This is a genomic window from Pedobacter psychrotolerans, assembly GCF_004340665.1.
Classification (GTDB): Bacteria; Bacteroidota; Bacteroidia; order Sphingobacteriales; family Sphingobacteriaceae; genus Pedobacter; species Pedobacter psychrotolerans.
This window is the reverse complement of record NZ_SLWO01000002.1, coordinates 1-21625: the sequence shown is the minus strand read 5'-3', so window position 1 is coordinate 21625 and position 21625 is coordinate 1. Positions and strand designations below refer to the sequence as shown.

Below are 21625 nucleotides of genomic sequence, written 5' to 3'. Positions count from 1 at the left end.
AATCTAAATAATTATGAAAAGTACCATACTATTCCTCAGTCTATTCATTTCTACCAGCCAATTTTTTAACCCAGGTTCAAAGATTGATGTTGTAAAAGATCAATCTAAAAAGGAAAACTTTGCCGATGACTGGGCTGCACTAAGTAAGTATCAAAAAGAAAATGATCTTTTGCGGTCTCAAGGCATAAAAGAAAATAGTGTCGTTTTTTTAGGCAGTTCTACATTTGAATTTTGGAAACAAAAAAGGCCGGAATATTTTAGCAAGAATCCATATATCTGCAGAGGAATAAGTGGACAGATTTCTCCGCAGTTGCTTGTGCGTTTCAGGCAGGACGTCATTAATTTGAAACCCGGAGCCGTGATTATTTTAGCTGGCAGTAATGATATAGCAGGAAATACTGGCCACGTTACCAACGATAAAATCATGGATAATATTAAATCAATGTCGGAGCTGGCAAAACTTCATGATATTAAAGTAATCCTTTGTAAATACCTGCCTATTTATGCCTATCCCTGGAACAAAGACATTCATCCAGCAGAGAAAATTGTAGCACTGAATCAGCTGATCGAGGGTTATGCACGAGAAAATAAGTTTACGATTCTTGATTATTGGACACCATTAGTCGATGATAAAAAAGGGCAACGAGAAGAATTAACGGTTGATGGAGTCCATCCAAATTTAGCAGGATATAAGATCATGGAAACAGTAACAGATAAAGCCATTAATGAGGCTTTAAAAAGAAAATGATAACCTAAATACCTACAATTTAACTTGTGGGTATTTTTTTAATAAAACTTTCAATAATATTTGAAAATTCAATAACATTTAGTTATTTTTACATCAGCAAAGCGAAACAGTTGAAAGAAGATCTAAAAGTCTAAAATTTTTTATTTATATTTTTCAATTTTTCCTGAAAGTTTAATAATTCTATGTAATTAAATGATGGCGTTATGAATTACAATATCCTTGGATACAGCATTTTTATTTCCATTATCGTATTTATAATAGTGGTAGTAGGGAAAATATGTTACCGTAATGGAAATATTTTTGTTGCAGCGCTAATTCCCGATCATTTGGAGTTATGTCAGCAGATTAATCAATCGCTTTTAGTTTCTTATTATCTGGTGAATATCGGCTATTGCGCCATGACGTTAATTGGGTGGGAAACCATTACTTCTCCCTTGCAGTTACTAGAAGTTTTGGCGTTGAAATTGGCCATAATTATCTGTATCCTTTCAGTTTTACACTATATAAATATTTTTTTGCTTACCAATACCATTCATAAATTAATTAAATAATAACTTAAAAATTTGATCATGGAAACTACAAAAATTTTAATCGGCTATGCAATTTATTTACCTGTTGCGCTTTTCTTAACATTTTATGTTTCAAAAACACTCTTTAAAAATAGTAAGATTTACATGCTTGATATTTTTAAAGGAAGAGAAGAAATCGCAAATGCAACCAATAAGTTATTCGAAACAGGATTTTATTTGTTGAATATAGGTTTTGCACTTTTAATAATGAAAATTACGACTACTTTAAGCAGTTACCAGCACCTGGTTGAGGCTTTAGGAACCAAAATAGGTGGGTTTTCTATTTACCTCGGACTGATGTTATTTATCAATTTATATTTATTTTTCAGAGGGAAAAGAAAAGCCAATCAACCTCCAAAACCTGCACCGTTCCCTCCAACCTATGTTGGTCAGTAAATAAAAAAGCTTTGACAGCTTTCGGTAGGATGTAAGGAAGGTTGTCAAAGCTAAATCTTGTTAAAATAAAAAATCCCGATTTTCATCGGGATTTTTTATTAGTCTAATTTTTTATATCGGATTCGTTTAGGTGTTACATCACCCAAACGTTTTTTGCGGTTTTCTTCATAATCAGAATAATTTCCTTCAAAGAAATATACTTCAGAGTTACCTTCAAAGGCCAGAATGTGTGTACAAATCCTATCTAAGAACCATCTATCGTGACTAATCACTACTGCACAACCACCGAAGTTTTCTAAAGCTTCTTCCAAAGCACGTAGTGTATTCACGTCAATATCATTGGTCGGCTCATCCAGTAAAAGTACGTTTGCACCTTTCTTCAAAGTAATAGCCAAGTGAACACGATTCCGTTCTCCACCTGATAGTACACCCACTTTTTTCTGTTGATCACCGCCATTAAAGTTGAATTTGGAAACATAGGCACGGCCATTTACAGCTTTTGTACCCAGTTGAATGTTATCCAATCCATCGGTAATGTTTTCATAAACCGTCTTATCTGCATCTAAATCATTATGCATTTGATCTACATAGCCCAGTTCTACGGTTTCTCCTACACGGAAAGTTCCTGCATCGGCTTCTTCCTGACCAGTAATCAAACGAAATAAAGTGGTTTTACCGGCACCATTTGGACCAATAATACCAACAATTCCTGCTGGAGGTAGGGAGAAATTAAGGTTATCAAACAAGATTTTATCGCCATAAGCCTTGGTTACGTTAGTGGCTTCAATTACTACATTACCTAAACGTGGGCCAGCCGGTATAAAGAGTTCCAGTTTGTCTTCTCTTTCTCTTCCATCCTCAGAAGCTAATTTATCATAGTTTGCTAAACGGGCCTTAGATTTTGCATGACGTGCTTTTGGTGCCATACGTACCCATTCCAACTCACGCTCTAGTGTCTTCTGACGTTTGCTTTCTGTTTTTTCTTCTTGTGATAAACGTTTGGCTTTCTGCTCTAACCAGCTACTGTAATTTCCTTTCCATGGAATACCTTCACCACGATCTAATTCTAAAATCCATCCGGCTACATTATCTAAGAAATACCTATCGTGTGTTACAGCAATAACAGTTCCTTCGTAGTTTTGCAAGAACTGTTCTAACCAATCAATACTTTCTGCATCCAAGTGGTTGGTAGGCTCATCCAGTAAAAGTACATCTGGTTTTTGTAGTAACAAACGGCACATGGCCACTCTACGGCGCTCTCCACCAGAAAGTACACCAATTTTAGTTTCAGGATCAGGACAACGAAGGGCATCCATTGCTCTTTCCAATTTTGAATCAAGCTCCCAGGCACCCATGGCATCAATTTTATCTTGCAGCTCGCCTTGCCTGGCCATGAGTTTATCCATTGCATCCGGGTCAGAATAATTTTCTTCTAATCCGAATGCCTCATTCACTTCTTCGTATTCTTTTAAGGTTGCGATTACGTTCGCAACACCTTCTTCAACTATTTCACGAACGGTTTTTTCTGGATCAAGAATCGGCTCCTGAGCCAAATAGCCCACGGAATAACCTGGAGAAAAAACGACTTCACCCTGGTAAGTTTTGTCTAAACCAGCAATAATTTTTAATAAGGATGATTTACCGGAGCCGTTTAAACCGATTACTCCGATTTTTGCACCGTAGAAGAAAGAGAGGTAAATATTTTTTAAAACCTGTTTTTGTGGGGGGTAAATTTTATTTACTCCCGCCATAGAAAAGATTATTTTTTCGTCAGACATATTGAGATTTATTTCTGCAAAGATGCTGAATTTGAAACAAAAATTTAAGTCTATATCAGAAATAGTATAGAATGGCTACAGTCATTACACCGTAGCCATTTCTAAAATTAGTATAGATTAAAACCCTAAACCCAATGCAAAACCTCTTGCTGAATTGGCAATTGTTGCACCAGCAGTAGCAACACCTGTATTGAGGTTAATGCTATATATTCTCTGTGCGCCACCAACCGTAAATAAACCATAAGCAAGTCCACTGGTTCCACCAATATCGAAACCATTATTAGATTCTACATTAATGCCTAAAGCACCTATTTCTACTAAAGTGCCCAAATTAGGATTGTCTTGTCTAACCAGTTTATCACTATTTGAATCAACGTCGAACAACACAGTAGTAGTTGCGCCAAAGAAATTATTGGTATAAGCAGCACCTGTGATTCCAGTAGATAAAGGATTAAGATTTCCGTCGGCGATAACACTTCCATCAATTGGGTTAAACCTTAAATTCTGCCCCGTATTACTTACAATCCTGATTCTATCTACAGTAGGATTGAAATCAAATCCAAATTGTGTTCCACTTAATAAGGTAGATAAAGGAGCCGTGCCTACCATAGCTGCTGTGCCATTGGATGTGTTAACTGTATAAATCCGGCTCGTGCTTCCTAATGCATAAAGCTGGCCGTTCAGCGGACGAAAATCAATACCTAAAATACTTTCACCAGCCTGGATTCCACTCATGTTTTTAACGCTGATGGTAGGAGTTGTAGCTAATGGATTGAAAATTAATAATTCATTGTTGTTTGATACTGCATAAGCTACTGCTTCAGTTGGAATGGCTAAACCGGTGATGTTAAGTGGTAAAATGCCAACTTTCGCTGCCTTACCGGAATTGGTATCAATAGTATACAAGCCTGAAACACCACCCACACTTAATGCTGCTAGAGCCGCAGTGCCATCAGGATTGATATCAAAACCACCCATTTCATCAATATCAAAACCTAGGCTGCCCACTTCCACTAATTTTCCATCGTTTGGTGGATCTTGTTTATATAATTTATCTGTTGCAGCATCAATATCAAAAAGCACTGTTGTAGTAGCACCAGCTTTATTTTGTGTGTAAGCTACTGAAGAAACTTTAGCATTGGTAACGCCATTAATTGCCCCGTCGGTTGCGGCAACTGTACCAGTTTCTGGGTTTAAACGCAGATTTTGTCCAGAATTGGTGACTACGCGAATGCGATCAACAGTGGGGTTAAAATCAAAACCAGCAGTTGTCCCGCTCAATGCAGGTGAGAATGGTGCAGCAGAAATTGATCTGGCCGCTCCTGTTTTTTGATCAATTACGTATAAACGACTGGTACTTCCTAAACCATAAAGTTGTCCGGTTGCCGGGCGGAAATCGATTCCCATAATCGTCTCACCGTTTTGTAACCAAGAAATATTTACTGTAGAAATCAGAGTAGAAGGGTTTTTAGCATTAATCAAATGCAATTTACTATCAGCAGATAATGCATAGAAGTTTACATCTGGCCCGGGAGTAAGTACTTCCTGGTTAACGTTTCTGTCTTTTTTGCATGCAGAAAAGACAATAGGCGTCATTATAGCGCAAAGGGCTACAAGGATTAAATGTTTAATTTTAATCATGTTTTTTAATGTTTAATAAATGAATAAGTTTTTTGAAATAAGACTAGAAGTATGCTACTTAGGCGGTTGTTCAGGAATTTGAAGATGGCAATGAGCCAGATTAAATCTACCAGAGAATTGGCATTTTTTTGAATCAAGAAAGTATCCAAAGTCAAAATTATTGATGCCTGTAAACAATAGGTCGGCAGGTTTATCTTGCTCTTTCAGTTGATTTTGTTTATCAGTGGACTCAGATTTTTCAGAACGATCATCCGATTCATTTTTATAAATCTCTTTGGAGATTTTCGCTAAAGGCATAGCTCCTATAAAAATTCTGCCTGTAAAAACAGTTAGCAGAATCAATACAATGAAAAACCTTTGGTAAAACGGAGACATATAAAGCTAATTTTTCTGATTTAAAGCCACTTACGTAAATGCCGTGGAATCAGTTTTAAATTATTTTGGCAGGTCTATTGAAATTAGCTCGAAAGCACAGAAATGAATAGGGTGAAAAAGTCCATATGATGCTGTAAATGCTTGAAAATGTTATTTATAGGGATGAAATTGCTTTTTTAAAACAAATTCATTTTAAATCGGGTTATTGCGTAGAGTCATGTAGATTTAAGCTGATTTTTAAATTCAAAAATAATTTTGACGATTATTTATAAAAGGATGTCACAACGCTTTGTTTTTCTGTCAAAACTTGTAAATTGCATGAGTTAAAAGAAACAATTTGTCAGTTTCGCCTATCGGAAAAATCCTTACACTAAACCGACAAAGATTTAATGTTTAAGAAGTGCTTAATTTAAAAGTACTTTAAAACCATTTAAACATATATTACGTAGATACATATCAGGATACGCCTCCTGGAGGCAACAATATTCTTACATAAATTTTAGGGTTCGCAATAGTTTAAAACGCTGTTTATCTACCCACATGGCGCAATTGTTGATAAAATAAAGAAAACGGCACTATCTCTTTTTATAATTTATTTTATAGTTTAGGGACGTAGCTGTTAAGAAAGGTATTATGGAAGCAAAATTTTCACCACAGGTTAAAGATGTAATCTCTTTTAGTAGGGAGGAAGCGCTCCGTTTAGGGCACGATTACATTGGAACCGAGCATTTATTATTAGGCCTCATCCGCGAAGGCGATGGTATGGCTATTAAAATTTTAAGGTCATTAGGAGTTGATACAGGTAAATTGCGCCGCTCAATTGAAGATGCTGTTCGCGGTACTTCGAGTGTTACCGTAAATTTAGGTAACATTCCTTTAACAAAACAGGCAGAAAAAGTTTTAAAAATTACTTACTTAGAAGCTAAAATATTTAAAAGCGATTTAATTGGTACCGAGCATTTGTTATTGTCGGTTTTAAGAGATGATGATAATATTGCCTCACAAATCTTATTACAATATGGTGTTACCTATGATGTTTTTAAACAGGAGGTTGAAGTGAATAAAAATGGTTTTAGAGATGATATCTCAAACAGTGCATCCACTGGAGGAGATGATGATTATCGTGAAGAAGAAAGCTTTAGTACACCTAAAAAAGTTTCCGACATTAAATCTAAAACACCCGTTCTGGATAACTTCGGTCGTGATTTGACCAAAGCTGCAGAAGAAGGTCGTTTAGATCCAATCGTAGGACGTGAAAAGGAAATCGAAAGGGTATCTCAAATTTTATCCCGTAGAAAAAAGAACAATCCAATTTTAATTGGAGAGCCAGGTGTAGGTAAATCAGCTATTGCAGAAGGTTTAGCTTTACGGATTGTTCAACGCAAAGTTTCGCGTGTGCTTTTTGGCAAACGGGTAGTTACACTTGATCTGGCATCTTTAGTGGCTGGCACAAAATATCGTGGACAGTTTGAAGAGCGAATGAAAGCGGTAATGAATGAGCTGGAGAAATCTACAGATGTCATCCTTTTTATTGATGAGATCCACACGATTGTAGGCGCTGGCGGTGCATCAGGTTCACTTGATGCTTCAAATATGTTTAAACCGGCCTTAGCAAGAGGCGAAATTCAATGTATTGGTGCTACCACCTTAGATGAATATCGTCAGTACATTGAGAAAGATGGTGCTTTAGATCGTCGTTTCCAGAAAGTAATGGTTGAGCCAGCTACTCCTGATGAAACTGTTGAAATTTTAACCAGAATTAAAGACAAATATGAAGAACACCACGGTGTTACTTATACAGACGAAGCAATTTTAGCTTGTGTTACTTTAACTTCAAGGTATATTTCAGATCGTTTCCTTCCGGATAAAGCAATCGATGCTTTAGATGAAGCGGGTTCAAGAGTGCATTTAACCAATATTCATGTACCTCAGAACATTATTGATATTGAAGCCAAAATTGAAGATATCAAGTTAGAGAAAAACAAAGTTGTTCGAAGCCAGAAGTATGAAGAAGCTGCAAAACTTCGAGATACAGAGAAAAATTTAATTGAAGAATTAGATAAGGCCAAAGCAGAATGGGAAGCTGAAACTAAAACCAAACGTTATGAAGTTTCAGAAGATAATGTGGCGGAAGTAGTGGCAATGATGACTGGGATCCCTGTTCAGCGTGTCGGACAAACAGATAGTGTTAAGCTATTGAATATGTACGATAAGGTTGCAGAGAAAATTATTGGTCAGGATGATGCCATTAAGAAACTGACTAAAGCCATTCAACGTACAAGAGCTGGATTGAAAGATCCTAAAAAACCAATCGGTTCCTTTATTTTCTTAGGCCCAACTGGAGTTGGTAAAACAGAATTAGCAAAAGAACTGGCTCGTTTTATGTTTGATAGTGATGATTCACTAATTCAAATTGACATGAGTGAATACATGGAGAAATTTGCTGTTTCACGTTTAGTTGGAGCGCCTCCGGGATATGTAGGTTATGAAGAGGGTGGACAATTAACGGAGAAAGTTAGAAGAAAGCCATATGCAGTAATCTTGTTAGATGAGATTGAAAAAGCGCATCCGGATGTATTTAACATCTTATTACAAGTTTTAGATGAAGGTCAGTTAACAGATAGTTTAGGTCGTAAAGTTGATTTTAGAAATACAATCATCATCATGACCTCAAATATTGGTGCCCGTCAGTTAAAAGACTTTGGCCAAGGTGTTGGTTTCTCAACATCAGCTAAAACAAATCAGGCAGAATCTCACAGTCGTGGTGTAATTGAAAGTGCCCTAAAACGTGCTTTCGCTCCAGAATTTTTAAACCGTGTTGATGATGTAGTAGTGTTTAACAGTTTAGGTAAAGACGAAATCTTCAGAATTATCGATATTGAACTAAAAGCTTTATTCGGCAGAGTTCATACCTTAGGTTATGAAATTGCATTAACAGAAAATGCAAAGGATTATATCGCAGAGAAAGGTTTTGATAGTAATTTTGGTGCCCGTCCTCTAAAACGTGCGATTCAGAAATACCTTGAAGATCCAATTGCAGAAGAAATTCTTAAAGGTGAATTAACTGAAGGTGATATATTAGAAATTGATTATGATAAAACCACAGAATTAATTTCGATTAATCATAAAAAAGGCGAAAAGAAAAAAGAAGAGCCTAAAAAAGAAGAAGATTCTTCAAGTAAATAATTTTAAAACTCCTGATGAAAATCAGGAGTTTTTTTGTTTCATATAGCAGTATAACTAAGGCTTTGGTGAGAAAACGATCCCCATTAAATATTTAGTTGAATATTCAACCCCAATGCACAAGAATAATTTCTATTTGATTTCATTAATCTCTTATCACAACCAATAATTTGTTTAAATAGAAAGGATAATGCTGTAGGTTTATAGTGTCATTCAATTTTTATATTCGATTTCATATTAAAAATAATAAATGGTGATGTAAGGCATTTATTGATCTATATCAACATGAATTAATTAAAAACATAAACAATGTGTATGAGTTGCCATACAAAATAAAGCGTTTTATTTGTTTTTAATTTTATATTTGCGGCATGAGAACCACATATGCTCTTTTGTTCATATTTTTATTAACTAAATCAATAAATTTAAGAGCACAAAGTAATCTTTTAGCTGCCAACAGCTATGTTTCTATTCAGAAACTTGCCGATGCACGGACAAATTTTAATAAATCGCTGATTAAATCTCGCACAATTAAAACTGCGATTTTACCTCAATCAAGATATATCTTCAATCAAACAGGTTCACATACGATCAATGTAGAAGGTTTAAATTTTATTGTTAAAGATAAAACCATCGTAGCCATACAAGAGATAGTTTTATCAAAAGCAGCGCTAAATACGATTAATGAGCGTTTGATGATATTAGATAAGATGCAATTTGCTTACTGTGAGCGTTCTAATCAAGAGTATTTAAGTGGTGAAAAGAATACCTCTTTAGCGTTTAATAACGATCGTCAGTTTTTCTCCGTATTGAAAAATATAAAAAATACCATTAACAATATCAATAAATTTTCAAAAGATGATCAAAATACGGCATCAATTGAATTAAGCTTGGCAAAATGGAAACAACCAAAAATCGACTGGGATTTCTATTGCGAGATTTTAGAAAAGGATACTAAAACTCAGTTAAGTAAATAACACGATAATTAATGAAGTTAGGTATAGCCATGGAATCTTCTGGCTGTGTTAACTGTATTCTTATAGCAACTTAATTAAATTAGTTCTTTCAAAGCATTATAATATCTATCATAGTTTTGAAGATCTGTATTTAAAAATAGGAATGGTTCAATCAATTCCAGTTCCATCAACAAAAACTTATCGTTTACAAAAGTTCCGTCTACTCGAGCATAAAGACAATTTTTAGCAAAAAGTTTAACGTATTTAGATGCAGTATCAATCATTTCTTGATTGGGATTCTGAGGATGAACCGAGCCTCCGTGCGCAGGCTGTACCCTAAAGTCACCTGCTTTCGCTTTTTTTATCAGGCTATGGCTATAAACGCCATTAAAAAAAATGAATGACCACTCCCCGTTTTCAATAATTTCTTTTAAAAAAGGCTGAATAATAAAGTTCTCCTTTTGAATTAAATGATGGAGTTCCTTATTTATCTCCTTTACATTGTCTACTGTAACACTAAATGTATTTTTAGCTCCGCCACTTACGCAAGGTTTTACAATTAGTCTATCTGTGTTTAAAATGCCGAAGAAATCTTCTAGATTTATTTTTACTTCTTTATTTACAAATACACATGGTGTAATGGGTAGCCCCGCATTTTCTATTTCTTTTAAGTATTGTTTGTCTGTATTCCATCTAACAATATCAATTGGATTAAGCAGTTTTACCCCTTTTTTTTCCAGTTGATCAAGCCAGGTATGAAAATCATCAATTAAATCAAAATAATCCCAAGGAGATTTGAGTATAGCCAATTGGTAATTTTCCCAATTTATCAGGGGATCATTCCAAATCACCAGCTCAATATTTAAACCTTTAGCTTGAAGAAAAACTAAAAGACGCTCGTCTTCTGTCTCAACGGTTTGGCTATCATAAGCGCCTTGATCATGATAAGTTACTAATGAAATATTCATTTTCAAAATTAAATTTATATCATTAAATAGCAGAAAAATTAAAACAAAGACATTTGATCACTAGGTACTTTAAATAACGAATGATCAAGAATAATTTCGTTTGTATTGAGGCCGTTTAGTCTGCAATGTAGCTTAAAATTGTCTTTTATCATTTTTGCAATATTCCCATCTCCACGCATCCGATCACCAAATCTGCTATCGTTTACGTTACCGCCGTGGCAACTCTGGATCATGTGCCAGACTTTCTCAAAACGATCAGGAAAATTTTTATGTAGCCAATCTTCAAATATCTGCGCAATAGATCCATTTAGTCTTACAATAGTATAACCGGCTTTGATTGCGCCAGCATCTGCTACAGATTTTAATATTTTCGGAATTTCATGATCACTTAATCCGGGAATAAGTGGGGCCACCATTACACCAACAGGTATTCCCACTTTGCTTAATTGTTCTACTACTTTAAAACGCTGTTTTGCTGTAGTGGTTCTCGGTTCCATCACCTGGCGCAAATCCTCATTCAAACTGTTAATAGACACATACACCATACATAGATTATGTCTGGCCATTTCCTGCAAGAGATCCTGATCTCTTAAAATTAATGAATTTTTAGTAATCATGCCAATGGGCTGCTTATATTCCAAAGCAATTTCAAGCAGCTGCCTGGTCAGTTTAAACTTTCGTTCTGCGGGTTGATAACAATCTGTATTGCCAGATAATGAAATGGTAGACGCATCCCATCCTTTCTTTTCGAGAAATTTTTTAAATAGGGCAGGAGCATCCTTTTTTACAATGATCTTCCTTTCAAATTCTAATCCCGCACTGTAGCCCCAATATTGATGAGAATTACGGGCATAACAATAAGTACAGCCATGTTCACAGCCTTGATAGGGATTTAGAGAATAGGCCATTCCAACATCCGGACTATCTACCTTATTAACGATGGTTTTTGAATTTTCAAAAATGAATGAAGTTTTACGATCAGTTTCTTCCCAATCGTCAATTCCTTCCTCATGCTCTTTCACATAAACATCCTTTAAAAATTTGTTATGTGGATTAAGCTGAGCACCTCTACCTTTAAAATATTGTTTTTCTTCCTCATCAGACATAGTCTAAAATTACTAAAAATATTAGTAATTTAATCCTGTTGTGGAGAAAATGTTAGTTATTAAAGAGGCTACTTTTGCAGCGGAATATAGTCCATCGGCACCATGTCTGCCACCTTTTCATAGGCCCAGTAACCTTCAAAAAGCAAAGATCTTGAATCGTAAATGCCGCCATTCTCATAAAAACGTACGCCTTCGCCCATTAAGTTAGCTACAGAAATCTCATTTTCAGGAACATCAAGCGGTCTAAAAATCCAGAAGCCTGTTTTGGAATAGGCTAATGATTCTTTTTCTTTGGTGTATTGAATGAGCAGTGCATCAGTATAGCTGATGTATTTCAGGTTTTCATTAAAAGGATGCACCAAAGTATCTGTTAGCACTTCGGCTCTCGAAAATTTATCGATAGTTCTCGGCATTTCCCTCTGCTTAGTCCAAAAGGATAATAAGGCGGTATCTATTTTGCCGGCATTTTTTCTAATACCCGTTTTTTCGGCAAGTATTTTTATCTTTTCAAGATTGGTATTAATTACGTATTCAGGATAACGATTCGGGTTGGGTATTTTAATCATTTTATTGATGATAAAACCTTCTTCCTTAGTTTTATTTGCATAGAGCGATCTAAAGAAATGTTGCGATGATCCATAATAGGCAATTTCTCTGGCGGCGATGTATTTTTTCTTTTTAGCTGCAGAAGCTTTCAGTTCTTCAAAAAAAGGATGACCTGAATAATAAATAATATGCGTCCTAGAATTATATTCAAAATGATCCAGCATATACTTTAAACGATAGCCTAATGCCTTATTTTCTACCACCAGAAATTCGGTTGTAGATACGGTAAGTGTACTCTTGGTGATGTCGAAATCAACATTTAAAACTTGTGGATTCAGTATTTTGCATTGTAAAGCATTTGGCGTTTTCCCGATGAAAAATTCTTTAAACTGGTTAATGTATTTTTGACGGTTAGGATCAGCACGAACAGTTACTTCATCAAGTTGAGCCACATTTTCTTTTAAAACCAGGTCAACCTGGACAGATTGATCAGAGATAATCACGCTTTTGGAGTAGGGGAGGTAGCCTACAATCTGAACCAACAAATCATAACTACCTGGTTTTAAATTAGAAAGTTTAAACCTCCCGTTATTATCTGCAACAGTTGCAATTTTATAGCCACTTAAATAAATACTAGCACCTGGTAAACCATCTTTATGATCTCTAACAATACCACTAATCGTAAAAGTATTTTGAGCGATGACGTGAGTACAGGCAAATAAGAATATAAGCGTTGCCAACAAGCTTTTGATCATAGAAGCGAATGTAAACAAAAGCAATAATATTGCCTATATCAGAACACTATTTTAACATTTTTAACGATTTACAACCCGGAACTATCCCAACAATTCTTTTGCATTTTCTATTGCTGAAGATCCAGGATTTTTACCACTTAACATTTCGGCAATAATGCCTACTCTTTCTTCCTGTTTCAGTTTTCTGATTCCGGTTGTGGTTTTTCCTTTTTCATCGTTTTTATAAACGAAATAATGGGATTGACCTTTCGCTGCAATTTGTGGTAAGTGGGTAATAGAAATCACTTGCATATTCTCACCTAATGCTGATATTACTTCACCAACTTTTAAAGCTGTTTCACCTGAAATCCCAGTATCAATCTCATCAAAAATAATGGTGGGCAAGGAGGTATGTTTAGCCAATAAGGCTTTTATAGCCAGCATAAGCCGTGAAAGTTCTCCTCCGGAAGCTACTTTGTTAACAGGTGCAGGTGATTGTCCGGCGTTGGCACTAAATAATAAATTGATTTCATCCAGGCCATCCTTATTTAATTCAGTCAATTTCTTTTGATCAAGCACTAATTTTGCATTAGGCATGCCCACTTTTCTTAAAGTATTGCCCGTTTCCAGTTCTACTATTTTAATTGCTTTTTTGCGATTGGCACTTAATTGATCAGCTTGTTTGTTCAGCTCTTTTTTTAGCCCGTCAATTTCTTTTTGTAAACTTTCAATGTTTTCATCAGATGATAGAAGCTGATTAAGGTTTTTCTCCAGCTGCATTTGCATTTCCAATAATTCGGTATTACTGGCTACCCGGTGTTTCTGCTGTAAAGAATAAAATAAATCTAACCGCTGATTAATGATTTCTAAACGATCTGCACTGTGCAAAGTATTCTCTTCCATGGTAGAGAGTTCATCTGCAATATCTTTAATTTCAATAATAGAAGATCGCAGACGCTCGAATAGGATATTAATGGCGGGGTCGAATTTCTCAATACCCTGTAATTGCAAAGAAGCTTCTTTCAGCATTTGCAAACCTGAAGGCTCACCTTCATTCAATAGTCCGGCAGAGGTAAGTAAAGCTCTTTTAATCGTTTCTGCATGCGTTAGGCGCTCCAACTCTAATTCCAGTTCTTCCTGTTCCCCTTCTTTTAAATTCGCCTGCTCCAGTTCGTTAAATAAGAATTGTTCGTAATCTTGTTTGCTTCGTGCTTCAGCGGCATTATTAATCAAGTTTTTTAATCGATTACTTTCCTGTTTCAGTCGCTTAAAGCCATTTCTATAGTCGAATAGTAGAGATTGATGGTTGGCAAGTGCATCTACAGTAAGGAGTTGAAAATCGGCATCATTAATTTCTTGTGTAGCATGCTGAGAGTGAATATCAATTAGCCTCTCACCGATTTGTTTTAATATGGAAAGATTGACAGGTGTATCATTGATGAATGATCGTGTCTTCCCATCAATTGATATTTCACGGCGAAGAATTGTCTCATTTGAAAAATCAAGATCATTCTCTTCGAAGATTTCCAATAATTTTTGATCTGCCAGTACAAAATTACCTTCTATCACACACTTTTTATCTTGACTGAAAAAGTACTTACTTTCTGCCCTTTGCCCTAAAATGAGTGAAAGAGCACCTAATATAATTGATTTTCCGGCACCTGTTTCTCCTGTGATAATGTTTAAGCCTTTATCAAATTCAATGTCAAGACTATCAATTAATGCGTAATTACGTATAGAAATTTTTTGTAGCATAACTACAGCGAAAATACTAAAAAGTTATTTCAAGCAAGCCATTCAAAACAAAAACAGCGAAGATTATTCTTCGCTGTTTTGCCATTGTTTGTTTGGTTAGTTTGTTTTAGGTTTTTCTGATTTTTCCTTTTCTATTTTATCCTTTAAATCTTTAACCTCTTTATCGAACTTTTCTTTCAGCTTTTTATATTCTTCAGTTTGCTTTACTTTACCATTGGTTTGATCGTCTAAATAAAATAATGAACCATTAGTAAAAACCATACTTCTGCCTTTGGTTAATGAATCGGCATTAAATACATTGATATTCATTTTTGAAACCATTTCTTCACCCATTTTTCGCCACTTTTCCTGTGCTTCTGGTGATCCATATTCTTTAGCTATATCTTCACCAAATTTTTTCCATTTGGCTTGCTCTTCAGGAGAGTTCATTTTAAGGGCTATATCTTCGCCCATTTTTTTCCACTTCGCTTGGGCTTCAGGCGATCCATATTCTCTTTGTGTATCCTCAGCAAATTTTTTCCATTTTGCCTGTTGTTCCGGAGAATTCATTTTCTTTTGCATTTCTTCACCCATCTTTTTCCATTTTGCTTTTGCCTGTGGCGAGCTATATTCATGAGCTATATCATCTCCAAATTTTCTCCACTTCGCTTGTGCTTCAGGTGATTGGAATTCTTTATATAGTTTAACTCTAAAAGTAGAATCTCCATAAGTAAATGCACTATCTCTATTTAAGCTGAGTATATTTCTAACACCTGCAAATTCATCGGCATAGATGCTTTTTTTCAGACTATCAGGTATCTCTTTAATTGAATTATATTCAGTTCTTTTCCCATTTGCATCAACGGTTACAATTTTCATTTTACGCTTTTTCGTGGTATCCTGAGGCATCGTAAGGTTTTCGATAGCCTGGCTTAGGCTAGCCATTTGCGTCTTCAGCACTTTATTAATTTCTTTCTTTTTTTCACTTGGATTAATCCATGCAATGGAAAATAGGCAGGCTACACCCAGCGTTAAAGCCGCCATTTGTTGTTTGGCATTTAAATAATTTGTTTTCATGTTGGTGATTCTTTTTATGCGTTGATACAAATTTTGATTTTGACCAGTGGCTGCTAAAGCATAAGCCGGGCTTTTATTATCTTTAAGTAATTCAAGTTTGAGTAAGGCATGAGCATAATTTAAAGGCTTGCCCGTTATTTTTACGACTAAATCGTCGCAGGCATGTTCACGTTCAATATGAATAAACTTTCCTGCCATCCAAACAAAAGGATTGTAAAAGAGGAGCGTTTCAATTGCCGTTTTGATTAGATTCAGCAAAAAATCATTTCTTCTGATATGAGACAGTTCATGAATTAAAATCGCCTCTACCTGATCATGATCCAATTGATTAACCAATGCGATTGGGAATAATACTACTGGTTTTAAATAGCCAATCACTAGAGGAACATTTACTATCGAGGATAAATCAAATCGGATCTCTTTTTGAATTCCTAATGAAGATTTGATATGTTGAAATATTAACTTCCAATCTTCAGGAATAACGCTTAAACTTTCCTTTTTAAGTATAGAAAGCCTATAGTATCCTTTTGCGATTATGAATAACTGAAATAAGATGCCGATAATGTAAAGGACAACGATTATCGGAAAGTAGTGTTCTGCTTTACTACTGAAGGATTGTGGCAAATCATTTAAATATTGATTGAATTGCATTTGTTGAATCTGACCAACAGCATGATGATTTGGTTTATTGAGCATGAGTTGTTCGCCCAAATTATAGCTAAACGAAATAAACATTAAAACCACAGAAAAAAAAGCAATATTATGCTTGTGTTTCGAAGCCAATTTTGGTAAAGTTAACATCACTACGAATAGAATACCATAGATGATGGCACTTTGCCAAAGTGAGTTTAAAATGCTCCAGCCAAATGCTTTGATAAATTGTTGTACTAAAGGTTCCATATCAATGGTTTATTTAAACAAATTATGATCTTAATTTATAACCTAGTTGTTGTCACTAATGACTAATGACTAATGACTAATGACTAATGCTTACTTAAGGCTATCTAAATATTTCTTAATCTCCTCAATTTCATCAGCGCTTGCTTTATGATTGCCCAATGCCTGCATAACGAGGCGTGCAGCTGATCCATTAAAAACATTATTAATCATTTTATTTACTAAATGCTTTTCTGTTTTATCTTGATTAACCAAAGCTTTATAAATGTGTGTCTTCTGGTTCGTATCTCTTTCTACTAATCCTTTTTCATGCATGATCTGCATCAACTTCAAAGTAGTTGTATAGCCAGAATCTTTTTTATTTAGCGCTTCATGTACCTCTCTTACTGTTGCCCGGCCATTTTGCCACAGCACTTGAAGAATTTCCATTTCGCCTTCAGTTGGTTTGATATTATTATTAATCATATGTTACAAGATGTACGAACTATTTCGTATTCAAATCTACGAATATATTCGTATTAACAAAATGTTTTTTTAATTATTGATGAAATTTATCTTAAAAACGTGCATTAATGAATGGAGAATACTATTTAATATAAAAGCCAAACGTATAGAGCTAAAGAATAAATTCGTTTGTAGATCTTAATTATGATTAAACGAGTTATGAAAGTGAAAGATGTTTTACGAATTGTTACAGTTTTATCACCCGTTCTAAAGAATGGTTGTATTTTGGTTCAATCCAAGATGGCCATCTTATCTTATTGTTTTAAGCCTTCGTATTTTCCAATGTTTGCCGGATCTATCTCAGCTAGCATATTATAGGCCTTCAAGCGCTCTTGCATGTTTAATTTGGCCAGTACATTTGTAACTTCCTCTGCTTTGGAAGCAAAGTATACATTGGGGAAAATTGAACCTAACTTCTGTTTATCCATTTGCTGCAAGGCAGGCAAGGCCGCAACAATCGCAGTTAGGCCTCTGTCATTATCGGTTAATTGGTCCAAACCATTCAGGTGATAACTGTAGATAAAAGCACGAAGTTCACTGAAAACTGGATTGAGTACGTTTTCGTTAAACCAAAACCTGTTTCTTAAACCATCTGCTGCTTTCCATCCGGCATTGCCCGAAGCTTGTGCCAGGTTAATAATGTTTTGAGCTTTCTTAAAATAGGTGGTTCCACCCGTTCGGGCAAAACTATCTTTATCCAAACCAATAATCGTGTACGCATAATAGGATAGGAGGGCACTAATATTGGAGATATAGTTCTGGTCTGAAAAATCAATCGTAGCACCATCATTATAACTAAAGTCGAAGTTTTTATCGCTCATATTTAATAAAGTGCTATTGTATGAGCTATTAAAAACTGGTCGGCTACTTTGAATTTGTGCCTCAGCAGTATACCCTGATCCGCCATCCCATGAATTTATGGTGATGATGAAACTGCAGTCAATCCTTTCAGTTGGCTTATAACTCTCCGTGCTGAATTTATTATTATTTAGAAAATCACGGATGGTTCTTTGGAGTGCATCTATAGTTGGCTTGCTGATGTTAGAAACCTGTGGAGCTAAAATAGTCACTCTGGCATTTAATTCCTGGGCTTGTAATTTACCAAAGCCAGCCAATAACAATATCCACAGAATTCTTTTCATTATTTTGAGATTTTTAAAATAGCCATACAAATATCTTTAGCCACTTCCGTTTTAGATTTCATTTCAAAAACGGTCCGTTCTAATGCCTTGTTAAAAATAGTAATTTTATTGGTATCTGATTTAAAACCAGCACCATTATCATTAAGCGAATTTAACACTACTAAATCAAGGTTTTTTTTCTCTAACTTTCCTTTGGCATAATTTTCTTCATCATGGGTTTCCAAAGCAAAACCAACCAAAATTTGATTCTCTTTTTTATTTCTTCCCAATGTTGCTAAAATATCAACGGTTTTTTCTAATTCCAGAACCAGGCTATCTGCTTGTTTTTTGATTTTCTGATTGGCGATCTCTTTGGGACGGTAGTCTGCAACTGCTGCACACATGATTGTAATATCTGCTTCGAAAAATACCGAAGTGCAGGCCTCCAGCATTTGTTGTGCACTTACAACATCAATTCTCAATAAGGTCTGGTTTTCTTTTTGAGCTGTAGGCCCTGTAATTAGCGTTACGTCTGCGCCTAATTTAGCGAGTTCATCCGCCATTGCGAAGCCCATTTTGCCAGAAGAATGATTGCCTATAAAACGTACTGGATCAATAGCCTCATAAGTAGGACCGGCGGTAACCATAACTTTTTTACCAAATAAAGGCAGGGTATATTTAATGGCATTATTTAGGAAGGAAACAATTTCTTCAGGTTCAGCCATCCTGCCTGCACCATAAAGCCCACTAGCCAATTCTCCATTACCTGGCTCAATTACTGCATTGCCAATGGTTTTAATTTTTTGAATATTGTTTTGTGTAGTTTCATGTTTCCACATATCTAAATCCATTGCGGGAGCTACATAAACAGGGCATTTTGCGGAAAGATATACTGCAGTGAGGAGGTTATCGCAATTTCCGTTCGCCAGTTTGGCTAGGGTATTTGCACTGATAGGGGCAATGATGATTAAATCTGCCCAGAGGCCTAATTCTACATGATTGCTCCAAACGCCGGTTTCTTTTTCGAAATACTGCGTATAAACTGGATTTTTAGAAAGCGTAGCAAGGGTAAGGGGCGTAATAAAATTTGCGCCATCAGGAGTAAGAATAACCTTAACGTTTGCACCAGCTTTAACTAATAACCGGACTAAAAAAGCCGATTTATAAGCAGCAATGCTCCCACAAACGCCAAGGATTATATTTTTATTTTTAAGCATCGAGCAAATCGTTTAAAGCATAGTCAAAGTACAATATGCACAAACTCCATGCACTATGCTAATATTACTTTTGTTCTTTAGCAGGATTTCTGTGATAAATTTTATGGTTTAAAAATTCATCAATCGCAACTAAAACAGGTTTAGGCATGCGTTCATAATGCTTGCTGATCTCTATTTGCTCACGATTTTCAAAAATCTCTTCCAGGTTATCATTGCTTGATGCAAATTCTGCTAATTTACCGTGTAACTCTTCTTTCACGTTATTCGAGATTTGATTCGCTCTTTTAGCAATCACCACTAAAGATTCGTATAAGTTATCTGTGGTTTTATCTAAATCGTGTACGTTTCTGGTAACTGTAGTATTTGGTACAGCAGGTTTGTTAGTATTCATGTGTTACTTAATTTTTAATATCTGTAATGTCTGCGTTAGTTGGTTTAGTAGAAACGGTATCTTTAACTTTACCGGTTCTGATCAGCATCTGCTTGTATTTTTCCTGATCGGCTGCATATAATGCAAGTTCCTGTTTTGTTGCTACAATTCCTGCTTCAACATCTGATTTTACAAGTTTAGCATCTTTTGTAAATTTACTATCAGGATGATTCTCTGTAAATTCAGTATATAAAGCTAAAGCTTCATTGTAACGATCTTGCTGACGAATAACATAACTGTTTTTAGCATAAAGGTATTGTGCCTTGATCATTAGGTAATCCATTTCTTCAGCATATTTAATATCTGGATAATCGCGTTGAGCATTTCTCAAAGCAATAACTGCTGCCCTATAATTGTCAACATTACTTGGTCCTGTAGTTAAATACATTTTAGCATTTTCAAAAGCTTTGTCTTCAAGTTTTCCTCTTAGATCTGTAATGTATTTTCCTGCGGCTGCAGCTCTGTCGCTGGAAGGGTATAAATTGATAAATAATTGAAGCGCATCAATTGCCTTATAAGTGTTTTCCTGGTCTAAAGAAAAACTTGGCGATTCCAGGTAGTAGCAATAGGCACCCATATATCGGGCCTCCTCTGCGTTTTTACTTGCCGGATAGGTATCTGCAAAACTCTTAAATTGATATCTAGCAGTGGTGTAATCACTTAATCTATATAAAGTATAAGCATAATAATAGTTCAGATCTTCAGCTTCTGCACGACCGCGATATTTTTGAGAAAGATCTTCAAAAAGCACCAATGCCTTACTGTAATCCCTTTTATTATATAAACGAAGTGCCTCCTGGTACTTTTTGGCTACATCGTTACTTGCCCTCAATTTCTCGAAACGACTTTTACAGCCAGCAAAGCCTAGTGCGGCAACAAATACTAAAATAATTAAGTGTTTAACTTTAAACATTCTGCAAAGATAATTAATAATACGATAAGATCAATAAAAACAATTCGCCGCTAAGCTATGCAAAGCAAATCAGTACATATATATAGTTAACAAATTTTAACATTACATAAAGTTATTAGTTATACATATATAGGAATAGGTAACATTAGAATAGTATTTTCTTCTATAGCCTAAATCAGCATTATTGCCCTGCTATTTTAAAAATGCTCAATTAAGTCATTATGTCTGGATGCTACTCAACCTTGTTTAAATGACTACCTTTATATATATATAGTATAGTATTTATTTAAGTAAAGGTTAAAATCACTTGACAGAATATTTTGTAAATTTTTGATAATCCCTCTTTACACCAATAAGGTTAATATTATCTCTATAGCCTATATGTTCTCTATGCCTATATGGTCGAAAACCAATTTACCCAATACCCTTAACAACTCCCGCAAACACCTTTTGCTTTGAAATGTTTTATTTATTTTGATTTTTTCGTGATGATTGACAGGGGTTTATGCTTTTGGGTGATAAAAGAGTATTGATAGGTTTGCAGAGGTATTAATTTTTGCTACCTTTGCATCCCGCTTCGGAGGAAACGGATGTATTGAAAAGCTGGGTTAATGATGGTGAGAGGGGATAAAAGGGTTGAAATTTATTTCAAATAAAATTTGCTCAAATGAAAAAGATCATTACCTTTGCATCCCGGTTAGGAAAGAACGGGGAGCTGGTTTTAAAGGCTGG

18 protein-coding genes are annotated in these 21625 nt (G+C 35.3%); 5 read left to right on the top strand and 13 right to left on the bottom strand.

From position 1 onward, the window contains the following. Window positions 1–13 precede the first annotated feature (13 nt). From EV200_RS04010 to EV200_RS04000, 3 genes are all read left to right on the top strand, one after another. The gene (locus EV200_RS04010; protein WP_132529536.1) at window positions 14–748 is read left to right on the top strand and encodes a GDSL-type esterase/lipase family protein; all 735 of its coding nucleotides are present in this window, start codon (window positions 14–16) and stop codon (window positions 746–748) included. A gap of 203 nt (window positions 749–951) precedes the next feature. After that, window positions 952–1299, top strand: a complete 348-nt coding sequence (locus tag EV200_RS04005; RefSeq protein ID WP_132529535.1) for a hypothetical protein — start codon at window positions 952–954, stop codon at window positions 1297–1299. Window positions 1300–1317: 18 nt separating this feature from the next. Next, window positions 1318–1713: a hypothetical protein gene (locus EV200_RS04000; RefSeq protein WP_132529534.1), complete on the top strand. Its 396-nt coding sequence runs from the start codon at window positions 1318–1320 to the stop codon at window positions 1711–1713. Between the two features lie 98 nt (window positions 1714–1811). Here EV200_RS04000 and ettA read toward each other — a convergent pair whose 3' ends face one another. The 3 genes from ettA to EV200_RS03985 form a co-directional block, all read right to left on the bottom strand. After that, complete coding sequence (ettA, locus tag EV200_RS03995) at window positions 1812–3491, bottom strand: energy-dependent translational throttle protein EttA (RefSeq protein WP_132529533.1); 1680 nt, start codon at window positions 3489–3491, stop codon at window positions 1812–1814. 117 nt (window positions 3492–3608) lie between these two features. After that, window positions 3609–5132, bottom strand: coding sequence for a DUF4394 domain-containing protein (locus EV200_RS03990; protein ID WP_132529532.1), 1524 nt, complete (start codon window positions 5130–5132; stop codon window positions 3609–3611). A gap of 54 nt (window positions 5133–5186) precedes the next feature. Next, window positions 5187–5507: a hypothetical protein gene (locus EV200_RS03985; RefSeq protein WP_132529531.1), complete on the bottom strand. Its 321-nt coding sequence runs from the start codon at window positions 5505–5507 to the stop codon at window positions 5187–5189. Between the two features lie 633 nt (window positions 5508–6140). Here EV200_RS03985 and EV200_RS03980 point away from each other — a divergent pair. Then, entirely contained in the window at window positions 6141–8693 is a 2553-nt protein-coding gene (locus EV200_RS03980; protein ID WP_132529530.1) for an ATP-dependent Clp protease ATP-binding subunit, read from the top strand. A gap of 368 nt (window positions 8694–9061) precedes the next feature. Then, window positions 9062–9667 carry a hypothetical protein gene (locus EV200_RS03975; protein ID WP_132529529.1) on the top strand — a complete coding sequence of 202 codons (606 nt, stop codon included), beginning with the start codon at window positions 9062–9064 and terminating at the stop codon, window positions 9665–9667. Window positions 9668–9741: 74 nt separating this feature from the next. Here the strand turns inward: EV200_RS03975 and EV200_RS03970 are convergent, their stop codons facing one another. From EV200_RS03970 to EV200_RS03925, 10 genes are all read right to left on the bottom strand, one after another. Further along, window positions 9742–10614 (bottom strand): ATP-grasp domain-containing protein, encoded by an 873-nt coding sequence (locus EV200_RS03970; RefSeq protein ID WP_132529528.1) that lies wholly within the window; start codon window positions 10612–10614, stop codon window positions 9742–9744. A gap of 38 nt (window positions 10615–10652) precedes the next feature. After that, the gene (locus tag EV200_RS03965) at window positions 10653–11720 is read right to left on the bottom strand and encodes a PA0069 family radical SAM protein (protein WP_132529527.1); all 1068 of its coding nucleotides are present in this window, start codon (window positions 11718–11720) and stop codon (window positions 10653–10655) included. A gap of 68 nt (window positions 11721–11788) precedes the next feature. After that, window positions 11789–13021 (bottom strand): carboxypeptidase-like regulatory domain-containing protein, encoded by a 1233-nt coding sequence (locus tag EV200_RS03960; protein WP_132529526.1) that lies wholly within the window; start codon window positions 13019–13021, stop codon window positions 11789–11791. Between the two features lie 81 nt (window positions 13022–13102). Then, window positions 13103–14755 (bottom strand): DNA repair protein RecN, encoded by a 1653-nt coding sequence (recN, locus tag EV200_RS03955; RefSeq protein ID WP_132529525.1) that lies wholly within the window; start codon window positions 14753–14755, stop codon window positions 13103–13105. Between the two features lie 96 nt (window positions 14756–14851). Continuing rightward, entirely contained in the window at window positions 14852–16711 is a 1860-nt protein-coding gene (locus EV200_RS03950; RefSeq protein ID WP_132529524.1) for a M56 family metallopeptidase, read from the bottom strand. A 90-nt stretch (window positions 16712–16801) separates the two neighbouring features. After that, a complete protein-coding gene (locus EV200_RS03945) occupies window positions 16802–17173 on the bottom strand; it encodes a BlaI/MecI/CopY family transcriptional regulator (RefSeq protein ID WP_132529523.1) in 372 nt (123 codons plus the stop codon). Window positions 17174–17466: 293 nt separating this feature from the next. Beyond that, window positions 17467–18354: a type IX secretion system protein PorD gene (porD, locus tag EV200_RS03940; protein ID WP_229676760.1), complete on the bottom strand. Its 888-nt coding sequence runs from the start codon at window positions 18352–18354 to the stop codon at window positions 17467–17469. Next, the gene (gene coaBC, locus EV200_RS03935; RefSeq protein WP_132529522.1) at window positions 18354–19550 is read right to left on the bottom strand and encodes a bifunctional phosphopantothenoylcysteine decarboxylase/phosphopantothenate--cysteine ligase CoaBC; all 1197 of its coding nucleotides are present in this window, start codon (window positions 19548–19550) and stop codon (window positions 18354–18356) included. The genes porD and coaBC overlap by 1 nt, the downstream gene beginning before the upstream one ends. Window positions 19551–19614: 64 nt before the next feature. Beyond that, the gene (locus EV200_RS03930; protein ID WP_132529521.1) at window positions 19615–19941 is read right to left on the bottom strand and encodes a DNA-directed RNA polymerase subunit omega; all 327 of its coding nucleotides are present in this window, start codon (window positions 19939–19941) and stop codon (window positions 19615–19617) included. Between the two features lie 7 nt (window positions 19942–19948). Next, a complete protein-coding gene (locus EV200_RS03925) occupies window positions 19949–20893 on the bottom strand; it encodes an outer membrane protein assembly factor BamD (RefSeq protein WP_132529520.1) in 945 nt (314 codons plus the stop codon). Window positions 20894–21625: the final 732 nt, after the last annotated feature.

Excerpts from the sequence above, each read along its gene's own strand:
- EV200_RS03950 (WP_132529524.1), bottom strand. The coding sequence starts at position 16,711 with ATGGAACCTTTAGTACAACAATTTATCAAAGCATTTGGCTGGAGCATT.
- coaBC (WP_132529522.1), bottom strand. The coding sequence starts at position 19,550 with ATGCTTAAAAATAAAAATATAATCCTTGGCGTTTGTGGGAGCATTGCT.
- EV200_RS03970 (WP_132529528.1), bottom strand. The coding sequence starts at position 10,614 with ATGAATATTTCATTAGTAACTTATCATGATCAAGGCGCTTATGATAGC.
- ettA (WP_132529533.1), bottom strand. The coding sequence starts at position 3,491 with ATGTCTGACGAAAAAATAATCTTTTCTATGGCGGGAGTAAATAAAATT.
- EV200_RS04005 (WP_132529535.1), top strand. The coding sequence starts at position 952 with ATGAATTACAATATCCTTGGATACAGCATTTTTATTTCCATTATCGTA.
- EV200_RS03945 (WP_132529523.1), bottom strand. The coding sequence starts at position 17,173 with ATGATTAATAATAATATCAAACCAACTGAAGGCGAAATGGAAATTCTT.
- EV200_RS03930 (WP_132529521.1), bottom strand. The coding sequence starts at position 19,941 with ATGAATACTAACAAACCTGCTGTACCAAATACTACAGTTACCAGAAAC.
- EV200_RS03975 (WP_132529529.1), top strand. The coding sequence starts at position 9,062 with ATGAGAACCACATATGCTCTTTTGTTCATATTTTTATTAACTAAATCA.
- EV200_RS04000 (WP_132529534.1), top strand. The coding sequence starts at position 1,318 with ATGGAAACTACAAAAATTTTAATCGGCTATGCAATTTATTTACCTGTT.
- EV200_RS03925 (WP_132529520.1), bottom strand. The coding sequence starts at position 20,893 with ATGTTTAAAGTTAAACACTTAATTATTTTAGTATTTGTTGCCGCACTA.
- EV200_RS03960 (WP_132529526.1), bottom strand. The coding sequence starts at position 13,021 with ATGATCAAAAGCTTGTTGGCAACGCTTATATTCTTATTTGCCTGTACT.
- porD (WP_229676760.1), bottom strand. The coding sequence starts at position 18,354 with ATGAAAAGAATTCTGTGGATATTGTTATTGGCTGGCTTTGGTAAATTA.
- recN (WP_132529525.1), bottom strand. The coding sequence starts at position 14,755 with ATGCTACAAAAAATTTCTATACGTAATTACGCATTAATTGATAGTCTT.
- EV200_RS03985 (WP_132529531.1), bottom strand. The coding sequence starts at position 5,507 with ATGTCTCCGTTTTACCAAAGGTTTTTCATTGTATTGATTCTGCTAACT.
- EV200_RS03965 (WP_132529527.1), bottom strand. The coding sequence starts at position 11,720 with ATGTCTGATGAGGAAGAAAAACAATATTTTAAAGGTAGAGGTGCTCAG.
- EV200_RS04010 (WP_132529536.1), top strand. The coding sequence starts at position 14 with ATGAAAAGTACCATACTATTCCTCAGTCTATTCATTTCTACCAGCCAA.
- EV200_RS03980 (WP_132529530.1), top strand. The coding sequence starts at position 6,141 with ATGGAAGCAAAATTTTCACCACAGGTTAAAGATGTAATCTCTTTTAGT.
- EV200_RS03990 (WP_132529532.1), bottom strand. The coding sequence starts at position 5,132 with ATGATTAAAATTAAACATTTAATCCTTGTAGCCCTTTGCGCTATAATG.